This window comes from Deefgea piscis, from assembly GCF_019665785.1.
Lineage (GTDB): Bacteria > Pseudomonadota > Gammaproteobacteria > Burkholderiales > Chitinibacteraceae > Deefgea.
Genome location: NZ_CP081149.1, coordinates 2769777 through 2788987, shown reverse-complemented (window position 1 = coordinate 2788987; position 19211 = coordinate 2769777). Strand labels below are relative to the sequence as shown.

The following is a 19211-nucleotide window of genomic DNA, read 5'->3' as shown; positions in this document are numbered from 1 at the left end:
GCTGAATGCGGGCGTTATTGTTTATGGCTCTGCAATTGAATTTAAGCGCAGTGACCACATATTGTGAACATACTCTCGATCAGGTCATCCCAATATGTCTGAGCATCAATTACTACCGGTTGAATCTACTTCGTTCCCAATGCTGCCATTGCGTGACGTCGTGGTATTCCCACATATGGTTATTCCGTTGTTTGTGGGCCGTCCTAAGTCGATCAAAGCACTCGAAGCGGCAATGGAAGGCAACAAGCATGTTTTATTAGTGGCACAAAAAAATGCTGCTAAAGACGAACCGTCGATGGCCGATTTGTACCCGATTGGTACTGTTGCAACTGTTTTGCAGTTATTAAAATTGCCCGATGGCACGGTTAAGGTTTTAGTCGAAGGTCTGCAACGCGCAGTCGTCGAGTCTTTAGAAGATCAAGATGGCTTTTATCAAGCGATAGCAACTCCACAGCGCTTGGCCGATGAAAGCAATCATGAAGCAGAAGGTATGCGCCGTGCGTTGCTGACGCAATTTGATCAATACGTCAAATTGAATAAAAAAATTCCACCGGAAATTTTAACTTCATTGGCGGGCATCGAAACGGCCGGGCGTTTAGCTGACACCGTTGCGGCGCATCTACCGTTGAAATTAGAGCAAAAGCAAGCCGTACTTGAAATGGACGACGTGGCAACACGTATGGATCATTTGCTCAAGCAACTTGAGTCTGAGCTTGATATTTTGCAGGTAGAAAAGCGTATCCGTGGCCGTGTGAAACGGCAAATGGAAAAAAGCCAGCGTGAATATTATTTAAACGAACAAGTTAAAGCGATTCAAAAAGAGCTCGGTGAGCTAGATGAAAGTGCTGACTTAGACGAGTTAGAAAAGAAAATAAAAAATGCGGGTATGAGTAAAGAAGCGAAGGATAAAACCGAAGCTGAACTCAAAAAACTGCGCATGATGTCGCCGATGTCGGCAGAAGCCACTGTGGTGCGTAATTACGTCGACACTATGCTTGCTTTGCCTTGGAAAAAGAAAACCAAAATTAGTAAAGATTTGGCCGCAGCAGAAACGGTTTTAGATGCCGATCACTATGGTTTGGATAAGGTTAAAGAGCGAATCGTTGAGTATTTGGCGGTACAAACGCGCGTCGAAAAATTAAAAGCGCCGATTTTGTGCTTAGTTGGCCCTCCTGGCGTGGGTAAAACCAGCCTGGGCGAAAGTATTGCACGGGCTACTAATCGCAAGTTTGTCCGTATGGCTTTAGGTGGCGTTCGGGATGAAGCTGAGATTCGTGGTCATCGCCGTACTTATATCGGCTCAATGCCAGGTAAAATTTTACAAAGCATGAGTAAAGTGGGCGTTAAAAACCCGCTATTTTTACTCGATGAAGTGGATAAAATTGGCAGCGATATGCGGGGTGATCCGTCCTCTGCATTGCTAGAAGTATTAGATCCAGAACAAAATCACTCATTTAGCGATCATTATCTTGAAGTTGATTATGATTTATCGGACGTGATGTTTGTGGCGACCGCAAATTCGCTCAATATTCCAGCGCCATTATTGGATCGGATGGAAATTATTCGTTTGTCGGGTTACACCGAGGACGAGAAAGTCAATATTGCGTTGAAGTATCTCGTGCCTAAGCAAATGAAAAACAATGGCGTTGCAGACGGCGAGTTATTGATTGCAGATACCGCAGTGCGTGACATTATTCGTTATTACACACGTGAAGCGGGCGTGCGTAGTTTGGATCGTGAAATCGCAAAAATTTGCCGCAAAGTGGTTAAAGCATTGCTAATGAAGCCAAGCGATAAGAAAATCACGGTAGCAAGTAAAAATCTAGATAAATATCTCGGTGTGCATCGTTTTGAATATGGCGTTGCTGAATTAAAAAATCAGATTGGCCAAGTAACCGGTTTGGCGTGGACTGAAGTGGGCGGTGAGTTGCTGACCATTGAAGCGGTCAAATTACCGGGTAAAGGTAAAATGATTCAAACAGGGCAACTGGGCGATGTGATGCAAGAATCAATACAGGCAGCATTGTCTGTGGTGCGCAGCCGTGCAGTGAGCTTGGGGATTGATCCTGAGTTTTACCAAAAAAATGATATGCATATTCACTTGCCTGAAGGTGCAACACCAAAAGATGGACCTTCGGCTGGTATTGGCTTGGCAACCGCATTGACATCAGTGTTGACGGGGATACCTGTTCGTTGTGATGTCGCGATGACGGGCGAAATTACTTTACGTGGTGAAGTTCTTCCGATTGGCGGTTTGAAAGAGAAATTACTCGCAGCGCATCGTGGCGGGATTAAACAAGTCTTGATTCCCGAGGGAAATGTCAAAGATTTGGCTGAAATTCCCGACAATGTGAAGCGAGGGCTTGCTATTCATTCCGTCAAATGGTTTGATGACGTATTGGCGCATGCTTTAGAGCGTATGCCTGAGGCTGCGGCTGTTATTGCTGTGGAAGTTCCTGTGATTGAAGGAACTGAAGCCCCGCAACCAAGCATTAAACATTAAGCGTTTGAGTTTGGGTTTTTGCCACGGGTTGTTGACGTTAAAACTACCCAACAAAGTATCAAGCGTAGTTGACACGTATTTTTACTGCTTGATATAACCGTTGTAGCAAACGAAATCACAGTTAAATTTAATTAAATTGAAAGGGGATGTAAGTGAATAAATCTGAACTCATCGATGCAATCGCTGAATCTGCTGGCTTATCAAAAGCCGCTGCTGGTAAAGCGCTGGATGCAACTATTGAAGCTATTTCTGGTGCACTCAAAGGTGGCGACGAAGTAACTTTAGTTGGCTTTGGTTCGTTTTATGTGTCTGAGCGTGAAGAGCGCACAGGCCGCAATCCACGTACTGGCGAAAGCATCACGATTGCAGCAGCAAAGCAGCCTAAATTCCGTGCTGGTAAGTCACTGAAAGACGCTGTTCAATAAGCTGTTTTTGCTGCATGGTATTTGAAATAACTGCAATGAGCATGGCTCGTTGTCTGTGATTTTTTGATATGGAGTGGTAGTTCAGTTGGTTAGAATACCGGCCTGTCACGCCGGGGGTCGCGGGTTCGAGTCCCGTCCACTCCGCCAAATGAATCAAAGGGCAAACGCAAGTTTGTCCTTTTTTTTATTTTGCGATGCAAATCCCACTCGCTTACAGACAGTGCCGCTGCAATATGGCATGATAACGCGCATGAATAGCAGGAGTTAGCTGGGTATGTTTGATATTGTAAATAAGAATAAAACCGCAGTGACCGTGGTACTAGGTTTGGTCTCTTTGGGGTTGGTAGTGGGTTTGGGCCTTTCTGGTTACACCGCAATGGATGATGAAAGCACGCCTTATTTAGCTAAAGTAGGCGGCTATACGATTACTGATCGACATCTTGAAGAGGCTATTGGTAATCAGGCCATTCCAGATAATATGAAACCGATGGTGCTTGAGCAGTTAGTTCGCCAGCGTTTACTACAAGATCGGGCTGTCGCGCTTAAATTAGCAGCGCCAGATCAATTGGTTCGTAATGCCATTATGCAAATTCCTGCATTTCAAGTTGATGGGAAGTTTAATGATCAACGTTATCAGGAAATATTAGCTTCCCAACAAATGAGTCCGGCTATTTTTGAAGAAAAAATGCGCCAAGACATTGTTATGCGTCAGCTGATGGATGGTTTTGTGCAAACTGGGTTTGTTTCAAACGCGGCAATGCAGCAGCTCAATCAATTGATGGCTGAAAAGCGTGAAGTGGCTACTGCAACGATTTCTGCAGAGCAATATTTGCCACAAGTGACGGTTTCGGATGCTGAAGTAAAAAAATATTTTGATGCTCACCAAGCGGATTACAAAAAACCAGAAATGGTCAAAGTTGAGTATTTATTGTTGTCACAAAGTGATTTAGCGGCAGCGCAAAGCGTGAGCGACGCTGAGGTGGAAAAATACTTTGCAGAGCATCGACAAGAGCTGGCCAAGGAAGAGCGCCGAGCTAGCCATATTTTGATTGCAGTTGATAAGAGCGCGAAAGCGGCCGATAAAACGGCAGCACGTAAACAAGCTGAAGAAATTTTAGCGCAAGTGAAAGCCAATCCGGCTCGTTTTGCTGAACTGGCAAAGCAAAAATCACAAGATCCAGGCTCAGCCGTTAATGGTGGCGATCTTGGCTTTTTTGCCAAAGGGATGATGGTTAAACCATTTGATGAAGTTGCTTTTAAATTAAATAAAGGCGAAATCAGTAATTTGGTTGAAACGGATTTTGGTTTTCACATTATTCAACTCAATGATGTGAAGTCAACATCGCTGGCCGATGTAAAACCGAGTGTGGTTGAGAAGTTAAAACAACAAAAAACACAAAGTCAATTTCCTGCTCAAATTGAGAAATTCACCGAGTTGGTCTACCAGCAATCAAATAGCTTAAAACCGACTGCTGATGCATTGAAATTAGCGGTGAAGCAAAGTGATTGGTTGACGCGTACAAATGCGGCAGACCCTTTGCTGGGCAATCCGAAAATGATTGAGGCGATTTATTCAGATGATGTATTGAAAGCGAAACATAATTCTGAAGCTTTAGAGTTAGCGCCTGGTCAATGGGTATCGGCACGAGTTTTAGAATATAAACCTGCAAGTACTCAAACATTGCTTGAAGTTACGCCAATGATTACGGCAAAACTTAAGCAAGAAAAAGCGCTGGCCTTGGCGCAAGCTGACGGTGCTAAGAAATTAGCGGCTTTGCAAGCAGGACAGGTTGAAAATCTAGCGTGGGGGCAGGCTCAAGCCTTTACTCGGGTGGCCGTAGAGGGTGTCTCTGACGCTAATTTGAAAGCGATCTTTAAAGCCAACACTAGCAAACTACCCGCGTATGTGGGCGGGGCTGTTCCTGGCCGTGGCTATGTGATTTATAAAGTGATTAAAGCGATTGATGCACCGGCACTCTCTGCAGAAGATCAGTTCCGTATGCAAGAGAATTTAGCCAAAATGTATGGCCAAGTTGAAATGGCTGCCTTTATTGATGCGATTCGTAAAGATGTAAAAGTGAAGTATCAAACAAAGCCTAAAGCAGAATAAAACGAGTGATTGATCTAAAAACGGCAGCGTGAAGCTGCCGTTTTTTTTTGAATAAAAATTGCATTTTTAAGTAATCAAGTCGATATATTAAACAGTAAGGCGAGTTGTTTTTCGTTCCTCAATGCGTAATACCCTGATGGAGGAGCACACCATGACGACTATTTTGGATATGGCTACTGGCCGAGCACTCAGCGCTAGCAGTGAGGTACGATCTAAATCCATATTAGATGAGCAAATTAATGCGCAGCAATTGGCTTTGCGTTTGCTTTCTGTTGCAGAATCAGAAGAAAAGCAGCCGATTCCTCGGCCGCGACCATGGCTTACTGTGAATTAATTTGAGTCTGCCAATAAGGGGCTCTTTGCTCTAAATACGCATTGAGTCCTTCTTGTGCTTCTTCGTGAGTCCGAATGTGGGCAATTCGGTGTGCGGTGTCTGAGATCATGGCATCATCAATCGCACGATGGTTGACTGAAGTAATTAATCGTTTGGTTGCCGATAGTGCGTGCGGGCTATTTTTCCCAATTTCACTTAACCAGTGCTCAATGTGTGCATCCATATGTTCATTATCTTGATGCTGCTCATTCATTAATCCAATTTGCTGGGCAACGACGCTATTGAATTTTTCGGCGGTCAAAAAATACCGGCGCGCAGCGTTACTGCCAATCCGGTTAATGATATAAGGCCCAACAATGGCAGGAATGAGACCTAACCTTGTTTCTGGGATCATAAACCATGCATTTTCGGTACAAATTGCTAAGTCACAGCATGAAATAATGCCCAAACCAATACCTAAGGCTGGACCATGAACTCGGGCTATTGTTGGCACCGGAAGTCGATCTAGTGTGCGCAATAAGGTTGCTAATTGAATGGCGTCTTCAAAATTAAGATCGGCATCCGCTGATGCACCTCGCTTCATCCAATTTAAATCGGCACCACTGCAAAAACAATGACCAGTGGCTTGAAGAATAACTGCTCTGATTTGGCTGTCTTGTTGCAAAGCAATTAAGTGGGCTGTCAGTTCGCTAATCATAACTTCATCAATTGCATTTCGGGTGGCGGGGCGGTTTAGGGTCACTGTTGCAATACCGCGTTGATCGATATTGCAATAGATTGTTTGATCCATTATGTAGCCCTCGACGTTGTTTTTTGCTTCCTAAATAGGAAGTTCCTAGGTTGTTTAGTGTAGAAATTCGTCTGGCGCTAGGAGATTTTTATTTCAATTGCAGAACCCGATGAGCGTCGAGTTTGGCACAAGCATTGAGCGTATTGACTTTGTTCATTGTGCTCGCTGTGGTAAAGTCGCAGACCTCGTTTGGTCTTCAAAGCTCTTACTGATGCAGCCTTCTTTTTTGCCGCAAACTGCAATTTCTCAGCACAGTAAAAATGTGTCGCTCTTAGTTTATCTCTTCACTTTGTTTTTCAGCGTTATTCCAGGCTTAGTGGTATATGTATTTTTGCGTGATGACGCTTTTGTATTGAGCACAGGTAAAGAAGCGCTCAATTGGTCGATTACAATGCTGCTTTGTAGCTTTGTATTGAGCCTCATTCCGTTTGTTGGCTGGCTGCTTGCGGGGTTGCTGTATTGTATCCATGTTGTTTGTTGTATTTTGGGAGCCATTAATGCAAGAAAAGGGTGGCTCTATCGATTTCCTTTTGCACTACGTTTGATTGCTTAAATGAAAATTGTTCTGAGTTTTTTCTTATTACTTGTTTCCGTCTCTACTGCTGCAGAAGAAGTGGTCATTAATTCTGGCAAGGTGAGTCTTGCTGGTTTTTTTCTTGCTCCGCCCAAACCAATGGGACCGGCGATCTTGCTTTTACATGGTTGCAATCCTTTGGATCAAAACCAAGCGGCGAATCATGAGCGGTTGATGAAAATGGCATCGTTATTGCAAGAAATGAATTTTGGTATTTTGATGCTCGACGAAGATGGCCCAAAAGGAAAGCGCCAAGGCTGTTTTTCCAGCCGCAATAAACGAAAAAACACTGGTTTAAGAGCCAATGATGCACAGATTGCCATTGCTTGGCTTAAAGCGAGAAATGAAGTCGATGCTAGCCGAATTGCAGTGATTGGCTGGTCTGATGGTGCAAGCACGGTGCTGGCATTAATGAATCGACGTGAGCCTGGAGTAAAATCAGCCGTGGCATTTTATCCAAACTGCCAAATGTTTTTAGGTCGCTCACCTTATCGCGTGGCGGCGCCGACCTTATTGCTGGTTGGGGAAGAAGGGAAAAAAAGCACCGCCGAATTTTGTCGGCGCTTAGGTGAAAAATCAGGGCAAGACCTATTTCATCAAGTGAGCTATCCCGATGCAGAGCATGACTTTGCTGATGCTGAAGTATTCAAAAACAAAGCTCAAATGAATAAATTAGGGGATAAACGCGCCAATCCTAATTCCGTTGCGGCACAAGATGCTTGGCGACGCTCATTTAAATGGATTTCGCGCTGGTTTGATCCTGAACGCAGTATTCAAGGTATTCCGCCGAGCACTTTGCCTTAATTTTGCGCTGAATTAATAAAAGGATTGCTCATCGCTTGTACGATGGTTAATGTAGCTGATTGAAATTTTAACCAATCTGCATAAGGGGTTTGCAATGACTCGATTTTTGAATCAAATCGCTGTTGGTGATTCAGATGAATTTCGTAAAACGCTGACTGAAACCGATGTTGTGTTATTTGCAGGCCTCAGTGGTGACAATAATCCGATGCATATTGATGAAGAGTTTGCCAGTCAAACTCAGTTTGCAGGGCGAATTGCCCATGGGATGTTAACCGCTAGTTTGATTTCAACCGTGATTGGTACCAAATTGCCCGGCCCGGGTTGTATCTATATGGGGCAAAATTTGCGCTTTGTGAAGCCTGTACGGATCGGGGACACTGTGACTGCTCGGGTCACAGTACTTGAAGTACTACTCGACAAGCAAAGAGTAAAATTATTGACGGAATGCTGGGTTAAAGGCGAGGTCGTGCTGACTGGAGATGCCTTGGTCTGGGTCCCAGAGCAAAAGTAATGCCGCCTGAGTGCGGCTGTCAATTAAAATAAGCCGCATGGCGATGGAGTTTTTGAAAATGAAGCAAATCGAAGCAATGTTAGCGCAAGTCAAAGGTGTACGCCTGACAACGTCTAGTGCTTATTATCAAACCGAGGGCGAGGGCTTAGCCCTCTTGGTGGTTGAAAATGCCTTGGGCTCGGCCGTGTTGGCGCTGCAAGGTGCGCACTTGATTTCATACATTCCTGCGCAAGGCCAAGATTTGCTTTGGTTATCACCGAATGCCATTTTTAAGCCCGCTAAAGCAATCCGGGGCGGAATTCCTTTGTGTATGCCATGGTTTGGTGGCCACCCTGATGGTTTACCTTCGCATGGTTTTGCCCGTGCAATGGATTGGCAATTGCGTTCTGCACAAAATTTAGCTGACGGTAGTACTGAGCTGGTTTTATGCTTGCAAGACAATGCGCAGACCTTGGCGATTTGGCCACATGCATTTGTGTTTGCATTGACCGTCCGAGTAGGGCGTTGTTTGGATTTAAGTTTAAAAATCGAAAATCGCAGCGATACATCTCTACCGTATACCTACGCGTTCCATAGCTATTTTGCGGTTGAAGACTATACCCAGGTTGCTGTGCAAGGCTTGGCAGGCTGCGAATATATTGATACCGTCGGTGAGCATGTCCGCTTATTGCAAACTGGCGATATGACTTTTACTGGCACCACCGACCGAGTGTATTTAAATGTGCCTGCCGAGCAAAAAATTGTGACTGCTCAGCGTAGCATCCAAATTATTAGCGATACGCACAGTGCCGTTGTTTGGAATCCGGGCGCACATGCGGCCAATATTGGCGATATTGGCGCGGGTGTGAATCAAACTTTTGTCTGTGTTGAACGCGGCAATGTATTTGATAACGCCATTGTGCTCGCTGCGGGTGAAGCACATACCGCGACCATGCGCTTATCTGTTTAAATTAACGCATTAACGACGACTACGCCCGGTCATCACCGGGCATTTTTTTGGGTGGCTAGTTATGAAGTACCATGATTTGCGTGATTTTATGGCGCAGCTGGAAGTGCAAGGCGAATTAAAGCGGATTCAAATTCCGGTTTCGCCAAAATTAGAAATGACCGAGCTGTGTGATCGTATTTTGCGCGCCCAAGGCCCTGCGGTGTTGTTTGAGAATGTGCCCGGTCATACCATGCCGGTGCTAGCGAATCTCTTTGGTACGCCACGCCGCGTGGCGCTAGGGATGGGCGCGCAAGAAGTCTCAGCGCTTAGAGAGATTGGTCAAACTTTGGCTTATCTAAAAGAGCCTGAGCCACCAAAAGGTTTTAAAGACGCGTGGGATAAACTGCCGCTCTTAAAGCAAGTACTCAATATGGCGCCCAAAGAAGTGCGCAAAGGGCTATGCCAAGAAAACGTTGTTGCCGGAACGGATGTCGATCTAACGCAATTACCGATTCAACATTGCTGGCCGGGTGATATTGCGCCGTTGATTACCTGGGGCTTGGTGGTCACTCGTGGGCCGAATAAAAAGCGGCAAAATTTAGGTATTTATCGGCAGCAGTTAATTGCAAAAAACCAATTAATTATGCGCTGGCTCGCTCACCGTGGTGGCGCATTGGATTTTCGTGAGCATGCCAAGCAAAATCCTGGCGTGGACTATCCCGTCGCTGTGGTGCTGGGGTGTGATCCAGCCACTATTCTTGGCGCGGTGACGCCGGTACCTGACTCACTCAGTGAATATCAATTTGCCGGACTGTTGCGGGGTAGCAAAACCGAATTGGTGAAATGCATCGGCTCTGATTTACAAGTACCAGCTAGCGCAGAAATTATCTTAGAGGGCGTGCTTAAAGCGTGCGAAACGGGCTTTACTGGTTTTTCTGAACATGGCACACCGCTCAAAGAAGTGAATGGCTTTTTGCATGCCCTAGAAGGCCCGTATGGCGATCACACGGGTTATTACAATGAGCAAGATTGGTTTCCAGTGTTTGAAGTTGAGCGTATCACCAGCCGGCCGGATCCGATTTATCACAGCACTTACACCGGTAAACCGCCAGATGAACCCGCCATCTTGGGTGTGGCTCTCAATGAGGTGTTTGTACCGATTTTGCAAAAACAATTTCCAGAAATTGTTGATTTTTATTTGCCCCCCGAAGGCTGTAGCTATCGGATGGCGATTGTCTCGATCAAAAAACAATATCCAGGCCATGCCAAGCGCATTATGTTTGGTGTTTGGTCTTATTTGCGACAGTTTATGTATACTAAATACATCATTATTGTTGATGATGATGTCGATTGCCGCGATTGGAAAGAAGTCATTTGGGCCATTACCACCCGAATGGATCCAGTCCGCGATACCACGTTGGTTGAGCATACCCCAATCGATTATCTGGACTTTGCCAGTCCAATTTCGGGTTTAGGCGGCAAAATGGGCTTGGATGCCACCAATAAAATGCCTGGTGAAACCCATCGGGAATGGGGGCGGGTGATTGAACGTGACGCTGGCGCTGTAGCCAGAATTAATGCGATTTGGAATGATTTAGGCTTGAAATAAAATTTGTTGTATCGCTAAACGTCAGTTAGCGCTGGGTTGAGCTGCTTAGTGGGTGTAATTGCGGTCAGGGGCTAGACATCAATTGTGCGACTGAGCAGTAATACCCATATAATCAGACCTAATGTGAACCGCCTCGAATACGCCGTTGTTATTTCTGGAAATGCCTATATGCTGTCTAATCATCGTGAATTTCAATTTACCGACGCGGACTTTGAAAAAGTGCGTGCCTTGATTTACAACTATGCCGGTATTGCGCTGGCCAGCTCAAAACAAGATATGGTTTATGGGCGATTGGCAAAACGCTTGCGCGCATTAAATTTAAAATCGTTTAATGATTATTTGCATGTTTTAGAGCGCGGCGATCAAAAAGAATTTGAATTATTTACCAATTCATTAACGACGAATCTCACCTCCTTTTTTCGGGAGGCCCATCATTTTGATATTCTTAATCAGCAATTAAAAACATTGCGCACCGTGGGTGTCATTAATATCTGGTGCTCAGCCTCAAGCACTGGGGAAGAACCGTATTCAATTGCCATCACCGCCTGCGAAGCATTTGATAGTTTGCGCCCACCTGTGAAAGTATTGGCCACCGACTTAGACACCAATGTGCTCGATATTGCACGCTTGGGGATTTATCCCGCTGATGAAGTGCAAAAATTAGGCCCACAACGGGTGAGTCGATTTTTTAATCAGCAAGCCGATGGGCGTTATCAATTAAAGCAAGAGCTGCGCGATATGATTGTATTTCGTAAGCTTAATTTAATTGAAGCCAATTGGATGATTCGTGGACAATTTGATGCCATATTTTGTCGCAACGTGATGATTTATTTTGATAAACCAACACAGCTCAAAATATTGCAGCGATTTGCACCGTTAATGAAAACGGCGGGTTTACTCTATGTTGGGCATTCAGAAAATTTATACCATGCTGTCGAGTATTTTAAATTGCAGGGTAAAACCGTGTATGAATTAGCCCAAGCCAGTCATCAGCCTCGATAAATGCAAGCTCGAATTAGTTTTATTACCTTGGCGGTGGAAGATTTAAATCGATCATTGATATTTTACCGTGATGCGTTGGGGTTAACGCCGCGTAAAGTCACTGAGCAAGTGGTTTTTTTTGATTTTTCAACGCTACAATTGGCGCTGTATTGTGCTGATGCTTTGGCGAGCGACTTGGGTACAACATTAGCGCCTGCAGGGTTAGGGCGCAGTGCCTTGGCGCATAATGTCGCCACCGCGAGCGAGGTAGATCAACTGCTGCAGCAAGCCTTGCAAGGTGGTGCAGTCTTACTCAAGGCGGCGCACTGGGCGAAATGGGGCGCCTATTGCGCCTTTTTTGCCGATCCGGATGGCCATATTTGGGAAATCGTCTGGCACCCAGATTTTGCTTTTTCATAGAAACACATCGTCAATAGACCCTAGGTATTGCGCTGTAATGCATTTGGATTGTCTGCTTGGTGACAATACCTATCTTATATGTTCCTGAGTTGATACCACGTCTGCCCGAGTAATTCACGCAGTGCATTGCTGCTGGTGGCTAAATTTTTGGCGCGCGGTACAAAGCTTAAGATGCTGAATGTTTCATGGTGGTGATAATCAGTTGGCTGAGGAAAAACCGTAAAGCCGGCTTTTTCAAAGCTGCGAATTGCGCGAGGTAAATGATCGGCTGAACTGACTAACAGAATGTTTTTGTGTTGTGGCAGCAATAATTTAGCGCTCTGGCTGGCATTGTCGGCACTATCATTTGAGCCCGATTCAAGCCAAGCGACGTTGACATTAAAATCATTTTGTAAGCTGTGTTGCATAAATTTGGCTTCGCTCTCACCGCCCAATGGCGAGCCACCGCTGACCAAAATGGGTAATTGATGTAGTCGGTGAAGCTGTGCGGCATAACGGACGCGCGACAAAGTCACGTTATTTATGGTTTCACCTTCTGGCCTATCTAGCGCACCAAAACGTTTGCCTCCGCCCAGCACGACGATGGCTGTAGCGCGGGTGTCAGCATCAAGCGATGGTTTTAATTCTACGCGACTCGCCAGTGCATTACTCATTAGCGGCGTGCTCAATAAATACAAGGCCAACAACGTGGACCAAGATAGCCATAAACTGAATTTTGGCGCGCGATGGCGTAATGAAAAAGCCAGCGCCAATAATAAAATCAAGCTACCCGGTGGTAGTAAAAAACTGCTGATGATGCTTTTAAGTAAGACACTCAATGCCATTGCAGACTCAAAATAAAAGGGGTTTATTGGCAAAATACCCATCGCCATGGTGTTCTACCATTTAAACCCATGGTTTAAGGTGTTTTTTGTTGCGCTGTCGTTATCACGGCATCGCAATATCAATGAATTAGATATGTAATTATGAGGTATTACGCTGTAGCCGTTTAAATTTATTCGCTATAGCTAAATACCTAAGGCATAAAAAAGACTCGATCTAGTCGAGATAGATCGAGTCTTTTTTATTGCTTGCGGTAGGGTGAATTACATCTGCGATTGCAGGTAGTTTTCCAAACTGATTTGGCGAATCAACAATAATTGTTGCTCTAACCAATGCGCGTGGTCTTGCTCGGTATCGTCGAGCAAAGTCACTAAAATTTCGCGAGTGACATAGTCGTGCTCTTTTTCGCAAATCGCGATCGATTTTTTCAGTGCTGCTGCCACGTCATATTCGGTCTCTAAATCAAGCTGCAGCATTTGCGCGACATTTTGTCCAATGCGTAATGGCGTGCGCTCCGCCATATTCGGCGTGCCGTCTAAAAATAAAATGCGCTTAATGAGTAGTGTGGCATGGCCAATTTCATCTTGGCGTTCATGATCGATGCGGGTAAATAATTTGTCATAACCCCAGTTGTGATACATCTGGCTATGGATAAAATACTGATCAATTGAGCTCAGCTCAGCAGCGAGTAAGCCATTGAGCGCTTGTAAAACGGCTGGATGACCTTGCATGGTGTATTTCCTTATTCGCCAAAAGCTTGTGATTGCAGATAATTGGCTAAACCCATGTCTTTGATCAGGGTTTGTTGGGTTTCTAGCCAGTCGACGTACTCTTCTTCCTCTTCTAAAAGATGCGCCAGCAGATCGCGACTGACATAGTCTTGCGCTTGTTCACACGCCTTAATCGTATCGCGTAGCGTACCGAGCATGCCGCTATAGAGTTTTAAATCACAGGCTAACATTTCGGCAACATCTTCACCGATCAGTAGCTTGCCTAGTTCTTGCAGATTGGGCAAACCTTCTAAGAACAAAATACGTTCAATGAGTTTGTCGGCTTGTTTCATGGCATCAATTGATTGATGGTAAACCTTGCTATTGAGGTGTTGATAGCCCCAGTTTTTATAAATTCGGGCGTGCAAAAAGGTTTGATTAATGGCTATTAATTCATTGCCCAGCACACTATTGAGCATTTTGAGTATTTTTTTATCGCCTTGCATTGTTCGCTCCAGAGGCTAGAAGGGGGCTTGCCTGAGTGATTCGTGTCGTTTCATCATGACGGCAGCCCCAAAAAGTATTTATTCGTGTCTTGCTTGAGCTGATGACGCGCGTGCTGCGTTCAATTGCAACGACTGCGGGATGCTCAGTCATTACGGCACAGTCAAGTGGGCAGCTCGCTTGCTGCACTTGTAAAAGTGTACTCTTTTAGTCGGGAATTTCAATGCTTTGTGATTTGCGCTGATTGGTGGAAGATCAGCACCAATCTTGGATGCATTTAGCCGCTAGCATGAGAATTAAATCCAATTTACTGCTATGGGCATACTGCCTGTCATCAATTCCCCGTAAAATCATCTTATTTTTTACCAATGGAGATGGCCGTGATTCCCAGCCCACAACAAATAGCTTTTGCTCAAAAACTAGCCGATGCTAGTGCCGCCGTGATTGCGCGTTATTACCGTACCGGCTTGGCCATTGACGATAAGCTCGACGACAGCCCAGTTACGCAAGCTGATCGTGAGGCAGAACAAGTCATGCGCGCTTTAATTCAGGCTGAACGGCCCGACGAGGGGATTATTGGCGAAGAATTTGGCGCTGAGCGAGAGAACGCCGATTGGGTATGGGTACTCGATCCGATTGATGGCACTAAGGCCTTTATCACTGGGCGACCGTTATTTGTGACTTTGATTGGTTTGCTCTACCGAGGTCAACCCGTGCTAGGGCTGATTAATCAACCGATTGCTAAAGAGCGCTGGCTCGGTGTGATTGGCCAAGGTTGCACTCTCAATGGTGAAACGATCACCGTGAGCCAAATTAATGATTTAGCGCGAGCACGGGTAGGCACCACAGGTCCGCAATATTTTTCTGCACGCAGCTGGTCTTTATTTAATCCATTTCAAGCACAGGGCCGCTTTACTGTGTATGGCGGCGATGGCTATCAATATGCCTTGGTCGCTACGGGTGGCTTGGATGTGGTTATTGAAGAAGGCTTAAAACTGCACGATTTTGCCGCGGTTGCACCGGTGGTGATTGCTGCTGGCGGCATGATGACCGATTGGCAAGGGCAAACTTTAGTCAAAAACTCGGTCGGGCAGGTGATTGCAAGTAATGGGCCTGTGTTACATCAATTGGCTTTAGCGGCGATGCAGAACGCTTAAAAAAAATAGCCCGTTTAAAACGGGCTATTTGCTACTTAGAAACGATTATTTACAGATGCCGAGGTCTTTCCAGACGCCCCATTGGCCAGAAGCCGTAGGCACTTCACCCGCAGTCCACCATTTATTGCTATACAGGCGGCCGTTATAGCTCACTTTGGTATTAGGCGCGGCATAGGTGGTTGCAGTATTCCAAGCCGGAGCGCAAGTCGCAGCAGGGCTAGTCGTTGGTGTCACTGGCGTTGCCGTCGGTGTTGCAGTTGGCGTTGGGCTAGTGCTTGGCTTGGCCGTTGGCGTTGCAGTGGGTGTTGGGCTGGTGCTTGGTATCGCCGTTGGTGTAGCAGTTGGCGTTGGGCTAGCGCTTGGCTTGGCGGTCGGCGTCGCTGTTGGTACCGGCGTTGGTGTTGTGCCGCCAGGCGATGCAATATCAATTTGATAGCTCACTGCTAAGCCGCTGCGATTGTAAACGCGGTTATCTTGTGTGCTTTTTACTGGGTTAATGGTGTTATTGCTTTGCAATACGCCAATGCTGACATATTTGGAAACGCTATTGACTTGTTGCGCCAAGGTATAAGGCCAGTTCGCCGCGAGATTGGTTTGTAAACCAGTGAACGAATCAAAGCCCAAGGTAGTGCTAGTGCTCTCTAGATCGCGCCCATCTTGATCAAATAAGCGGAAAGTGACCTTGGTGTTGGCGCTTAAGTCTTGTGCCGAACGAATTTGCCCTAGCTCTTTAAAGGTCGATACGCCACCGGTGAAGTTGACATCAGAGCAAGAATAAAATGCTTCTGCGCTGTCGCTACGTTGCCAAACCAAATAGATAATATGCTGACCTTTTTTGGCTGGGAGTTTGCATTGCAATTTATAACGTTTATTGCTGTCGACAGGCACATTACCCAAGGTGCAAAACTTTTCTAAGTCAGCCCATTTCAATGCGGTATTTGGATTCCAGCCATCACGAGTGACAAACAACTGCCAATCGCGTGTTTGATGCGGTGCTGTACCGTTGAAAATAAACTCAAAATTACCGTTAGCATCAGGCGCTATTGGCGTTGTCGCCCAGTCGGTGCGCGCTAAATTTAAACCAGCATAGTCACTACGACCACCCCCGCACAACTGGCCATCTGGCACAAAGGCTTGGTGATTGCCATTAGGCAATTGGCTGGTGCCCGGCCAATCATAAAGCATTTGCTTGCCTGAGGTGGCAGCAGCGGCTTCGCAAGCGGCTGATTTGAGTGTTTCAGGGCCTTCATTAAAACAGCTTAATCCGCGGCTCACCGGAACTTCCATTGAGCCGTGAGCTGAAACCATTTGCGGCATGAGTAGTGCGCCGCTTGAAACTAAAAAGCTGCTGGCCAGTAAGCCAGAAAGTTGTTTTTTATTCATTTGTCTTCTCCAGTATCCATTTTTTTATTCTTAGTCTTTGCTATTTAAGCTTTTGATAATATTGAATAACTCAACTAAGCGGCGCTAATTTAGCATTAGCTTGTTGGCATCACAACTGTTTCTTACAAGGTGTTGCATTGCGTTTTATGCCTAGCTTGCGCTGGATTGAATGGCTGTAAATCACGCCGCAGCCATGATTTAAATATGGTGAATTGAGTAGGAGGAGCAACTGCATAATCAGCCTCTAAAGCAACAGTTAAATTACTTTTATTGACTCGAACGGTAAGTTGGTGCGAGAAATCACGTAATGACGCAGACATAAGCGTTTTTATTTGAGTCTCAGGAGAATTGAAAAATGCAGAGCATCAAGGAAAAAGCCATCTGGCTTTTTATTGCTTTAATGGGCGCGGCCGCATTTGGCACGATTGCGCTCAATCGAGGTGAATCCATTAACGCGGTGTGGCTGATTGTGGCTGCAATGTCGTGTTATGCGATTGCTTATCGCTTTTATAGCCGCTTTATTGCACAGAAAGTATTAGAGCTCAACGATCAACGCCTCACTCCGGCAGAAAAGCACAGTGATGGCTTAGATTATGTACCGACCAATAAATGGGTGTTGTTTGGTCACCATTTTGCAGCGATTGCGGGGGCGGGGCCTTTAGTGGGGCCGGTGCTTGCGGCGCAAATGGGCTATTTGCCCGGCACTTTATGGCTGCTGGCTGGCGTGATGCTGGCTGGTGCGGTGCAGGATATGATTATTTTATTTATCTCGACACGGCGCGATGGTAAGTCCTTGGGGGAAATGATTAAGGCCGAATTAGGCTCGGTGGCTGGGGTGATTGCGATGATTGGCATTTTGCTGATTATGGTGATTTTGCTCGCGGTCTTGGCCTTGGTGGTGGTGAAGGCGCTGGTGGGTAGTCCTTGGGGCACGTTTACCATTGCGGCGACGATCCCAATTGCCTTTTTTATGGGCATTTATATGCGCTATATCCGGCCCGGACAAATCGCTGAAATCTCGATTATTGGCTTTGTTTTATTGATGCTGGCGATTATTTACGGCGGCGATGTGGCCCAAAACCCAACGATGGCGGCGATGTTTACGCTCAAAGGCGAAACCTTGGCCTGGTCGCTGATTATTTATGGCTTTGTCGCTTCGGTATTGCCGGTTTGGCTATTGCTCGCGCCACGGGATTATTTGTCGACTTTTTTAAAAATCGGCACCATTGTCGGTTTGGCTATTGGGATTATCTATGTGGCACCGACGCTAAAAATGCCAAGTGTGACGCAGTTTATTGATGGTTCTGGTCCGGTGTTTGCCGGCAATATTTTCCCGTTTTTGTTTATCACCATTGCCTGTGGTGCGGTATCGGGATTTCATGCGCTGGTGGCGTCAGGCACCACGCCAAAAATGATCGAACGCGAAAGCCATATTCGTCCGATTGGTTATGGCGCGATGCTGATGGAATCCTTTGTGGCGGTGATGGCTTTGATTGCCGCTTGCGTGCTTGAGCCGGGGATTTATTTTGCAATGAATGCGCCTGCGGCGCTGATTGGCAAAACCGCAGCGGAAGCGGCCACGGTGATTTCGAGTTGGGGTTATATCATTACCCCCGAAATGCTAACGCAAATGGCCAAAGATGTCGGTGAAACGACGATCTTGAGCCGTGCCGGTGGCGCGCCAACACTCGCCGTGGGTATGGCGCATATTTTAAGCCAAGTTTTTGGCGGCCCTACGGCGATGGCCTTTTGGTATCACTTTGCCATTTTGTTTGAAGCGCTGTTTATTTTAACCACCATCGATGCCGGTACCCGCGTTTGCCGATTTATGATTCAGGATTTACTCGGCACGTTTGTTCCGGCATTAGGCAATACGCAAAGCTGGCCAGCAAACTTGATTGCCACCACGCTGGCAGTATCGGGCTGGGGCTACTTTTTGTACCAAGGGGTTATTGATCCGCTCGGCGGGATTAATACCTTGTGGCCTTTATTTGGGATTGCCAATCAAATGCTGGCAGGGATTGCGCTGATTTTGGCGACCACAGTCTTGGTAAAAATGAAAAAGCAGCGTTATATCTGGGTGACTTTGCTGCCTACGCTGTGGATTTTGGTGATTACGATGACGGCAGGCTGGCATAAATTATTCAATGCCAGTCCGAAAATCGGCTTTTTGGCGCATGCCGATAAATTCAAAGGGGCACTGGCACAAGGTGAATTACTCGCTCCAGCCAAAACAGCAGTGCAAATGCAGCAAATTATCGTCAATGATTATGTCAATGCCAGTCTGTGCGCCATTTTTATGGCGATTGTCATTACCATGCTGTTGGCGGCGCTGCGGGTGATTCATCAAGCGTGGCAGGCCGAGCACTCAACTGTACAAGAGGCTGAGCTGCAATTGCGTGGCGATGAGGCACCGGCCAATGCCTAAGGCGCCGTTGTTGATGTTAGCGCAGCGCATTCAGCAGACTTTTCGCTTGATGGTTGGAGTGCAAGATTATGCGCACTATTTGGCGCATATGGCAGCCAAGCATCCGGAATTAACGCCAATGGATAAAAAAGCTTTTTATCGTGCGGCCATCGACGCGCGTTATCCGGGCAAAAGCGGCAAGCTGAGTAAATGCCCTTGTTAAATTGATGTTCACCGCA

At 46.1% G+C, this 19211-nt stretch carries 20 protein-coding genes and 1 tRNA gene; 15 read left to right on the top strand and 6 right to left on the bottom strand.

The window, feature by feature from the left end:
• Nucleotides 1-94: 94 nt before the first annotated feature.
• The 5 genes from lon to K4H25_RS12995 all read left to right on the top strand — a co-directional run bounded on the left by lon (nt 95) and on the right by K4H25_RS12995 (nt 5372).
• Nucleotides 95-2503, top strand: coding sequence for an endopeptidase La (lon, locus tag K4H25_RS13015; protein WP_221020895.1), 2409 nt, complete (start codon nt 95-97; stop codon nt 2501-2503).
• A gap of 152 nt (nt 2504-2655) precedes the next feature.
• The gene (locus K4H25_RS13010; protein ID WP_173531936.1) at nt 2656-2928 is read left to right on the top strand and encodes an HU family DNA-binding protein; all 273 of its coding nucleotides are present in this window, start codon (nt 2656-2658) and stop codon (nt 2926-2928) included.
• A 70-nt stretch (nt 2929-2998) separates the two neighbouring features.
• Nucleotides 2999-3075, top strand: a tRNA-Asp gene (locus K4H25_RS13005).
• Between the two features lie 127 nt (nt 3076-3202).
• The gene (locus tag K4H25_RS13000; RefSeq protein ID WP_221020894.1) at nt 3203-5038 is read left to right on the top strand and encodes a peptidylprolyl isomerase; all 1836 of its coding nucleotides are present in this window, start codon (nt 3203-3205) and stop codon (nt 5036-5038) included.
• Between the two features lie 151 nt (nt 5039-5189).
• Nucleotides 5190-5372, top strand: a complete 183-nt coding sequence (locus K4H25_RS12995; RefSeq protein WP_221020893.1) for a hypothetical protein — start codon at nt 5190-5192, stop codon at nt 5370-5372.
• Here K4H25_RS12995 and K4H25_RS12990 read toward each other — a convergent pair.
• Nucleotides 5359-6162, bottom strand: coding sequence for an enoyl-CoA hydratase-related protein (locus K4H25_RS12990; protein WP_221020892.1), 804 nt, complete (start codon nt 6160-6162; stop codon nt 5359-5361). The genes K4H25_RS12995 and K4H25_RS12990 overlap by 14 nt on opposite strands.
• Nucleotides 6163-6271: 109 nt before the next feature.
• Here K4H25_RS12990 and K4H25_RS12985 point away from each other — a divergent pair, with 109 nt between their 5' ends.
• The 7 genes from K4H25_RS12985 (at nt 6272) to K4H25_RS12955 (ending at nt 11989) form a co-directional block, all read left to right on the top strand.
• Nucleotides 6272-6715: a DUF4870 domain-containing protein gene (locus tag K4H25_RS12985; RefSeq protein WP_255587644.1), complete on the top strand. Its 444-nt coding sequence runs from the start codon at nt 6272-6274 to the stop codon at nt 6713-6715.
• Nucleotides 6716-7540: a dienelactone hydrolase family protein gene (locus K4H25_RS12980; RefSeq protein WP_221020891.1), complete on the top strand. Its 825-nt coding sequence runs from the start codon at nt 6716-6718 to the stop codon at nt 7538-7540.
• A 94-nt stretch (nt 7541-7634) separates the two neighbouring features.
• Nucleotides 7635-8051, top strand: a complete 417-nt coding sequence (locus K4H25_RS12975) for a MaoC family dehydratase (protein WP_221020890.1) — start codon at nt 7635-7637, stop codon at nt 8049-8051.
• Between the two features lie 58 nt (nt 8052-8109).
• Nucleotides 8110-9000 (top strand): D-hexose-6-phosphate mutarotase, encoded by an 891-nt coding sequence (locus tag K4H25_RS12970; protein WP_221020889.1) that lies wholly within the window; start codon nt 8110-8112, stop codon nt 8998-9000.
• Between the two features lie 61 nt (nt 9001-9061).
• Nucleotides 9062-10588 carry a 4-hydroxy-3-polyprenylbenzoate decarboxylase gene (gene ubiD, locus K4H25_RS12965; protein WP_221020888.1) on the top strand — a complete coding sequence of 509 codons (1527 nt, stop codon included), beginning with the start codon at nt 9062-9064 and terminating at the stop codon, nt 10586-10588.
• Between the two features lie 123 nt (nt 10589-10711).
• Entirely contained in the window at nt 10712-11590 is an 879-nt protein-coding gene (locus K4H25_RS12960; protein WP_308443213.1) for a CheR family methyltransferase, read from the top strand.
• Nucleotides 11591-11989, top strand: a complete 399-nt coding sequence (locus K4H25_RS12955) for a VOC family protein (RefSeq protein ID WP_221020887.1) — start codon at nt 11591-11593, stop codon at nt 11987-11989.
• A 74-nt stretch (nt 11990-12063) separates the two neighbouring features.
• Here the strand turns inward: K4H25_RS12955 and K4H25_RS12950 are convergent, their stop codons facing one another.
• The 3 genes from K4H25_RS12950 to bfr (K4H25_RS12940) form a co-directional block, all read right to left on the bottom strand.
• Nucleotides 12064-12813 (bottom strand): YdcF family protein, encoded by a 750-nt coding sequence (locus K4H25_RS12950; RefSeq protein WP_221020886.1) that lies wholly within the window; start codon nt 12811-12813, stop codon nt 12064-12066.
• Nucleotides 12814-13074: 261 nt separating this feature from the next.
• Complete coding sequence (gene bfr / locus K4H25_RS12945; protein WP_221020885.1) at nt 13075-13542, bottom strand: bacterioferritin; 468 nt, start codon at nt 13540-13542, stop codon at nt 13075-13077.
• 11 nt (nt 13543-13553) lie between these two features.
• Entirely contained in the window at nt 13554-14027 is a 474-nt protein-coding gene (gene bfr / locus K4H25_RS12940; protein ID WP_221020884.1) for a bacterioferritin, read from the bottom strand.
• 378 nt (nt 14028-14405) lie between these two features.
• On the opposite strand from bfr (K4H25_RS12940), the gene hisN reads away from it, so the two are divergent.
• On the top strand, nt 14406-15182 hold the full coding sequence (gene hisN / locus K4H25_RS12935) for a histidinol-phosphatase (protein ID WP_255587639.1): 777 nt from the start codon (nt 14406-14408) through the stop codon (nt 15180-15182).
• A gap of 45 nt (nt 15183-15227) precedes the next feature.
• Here the strand turns inward: hisN and K4H25_RS12930 are convergent, their stop codons facing one another.
• Nucleotides 15228-16565: a lytic polysaccharide monooxygenase gene (locus K4H25_RS12930; protein WP_221020882.1), complete on the bottom strand. Its 1338-nt coding sequence runs from the start codon at nt 16563-16565 to the stop codon at nt 15228-15230.
• Nucleotides 16566-16687: 122 nt separating this feature from the next.
• The gene (locus K4H25_RS12925) at nt 16688-16885 is read right to left on the bottom strand and encodes a hypothetical protein (RefSeq protein WP_221020881.1); all 198 of its coding nucleotides are present in this window, start codon (nt 16883-16885) and stop codon (nt 16688-16690) included.
• 35 nt (nt 16886-16920) lie between these two features.
• Here K4H25_RS12925 and K4H25_RS12920 point away from each other — a divergent pair, with 35 nt between their 5' ends.
• A complete protein-coding gene (locus tag K4H25_RS12920) occupies nt 16921-18993 on the top strand; it encodes a carbon starvation CstA family protein (protein WP_221020880.1) in 2073 nt (690 codons plus the stop codon).
• Nucleotides 18986-19195, top strand: a complete 210-nt coding sequence (locus K4H25_RS12915) for a YbdD/YjiX family protein (RefSeq protein WP_255587638.1) — start codon at nt 18986-18988, stop codon at nt 19193-19195. The genes K4H25_RS12920 and K4H25_RS12915 overlap by 8 nt, the downstream gene beginning before the upstream one ends.
• Nucleotides 19196-19211: the final 16 nt, after the last annotated feature.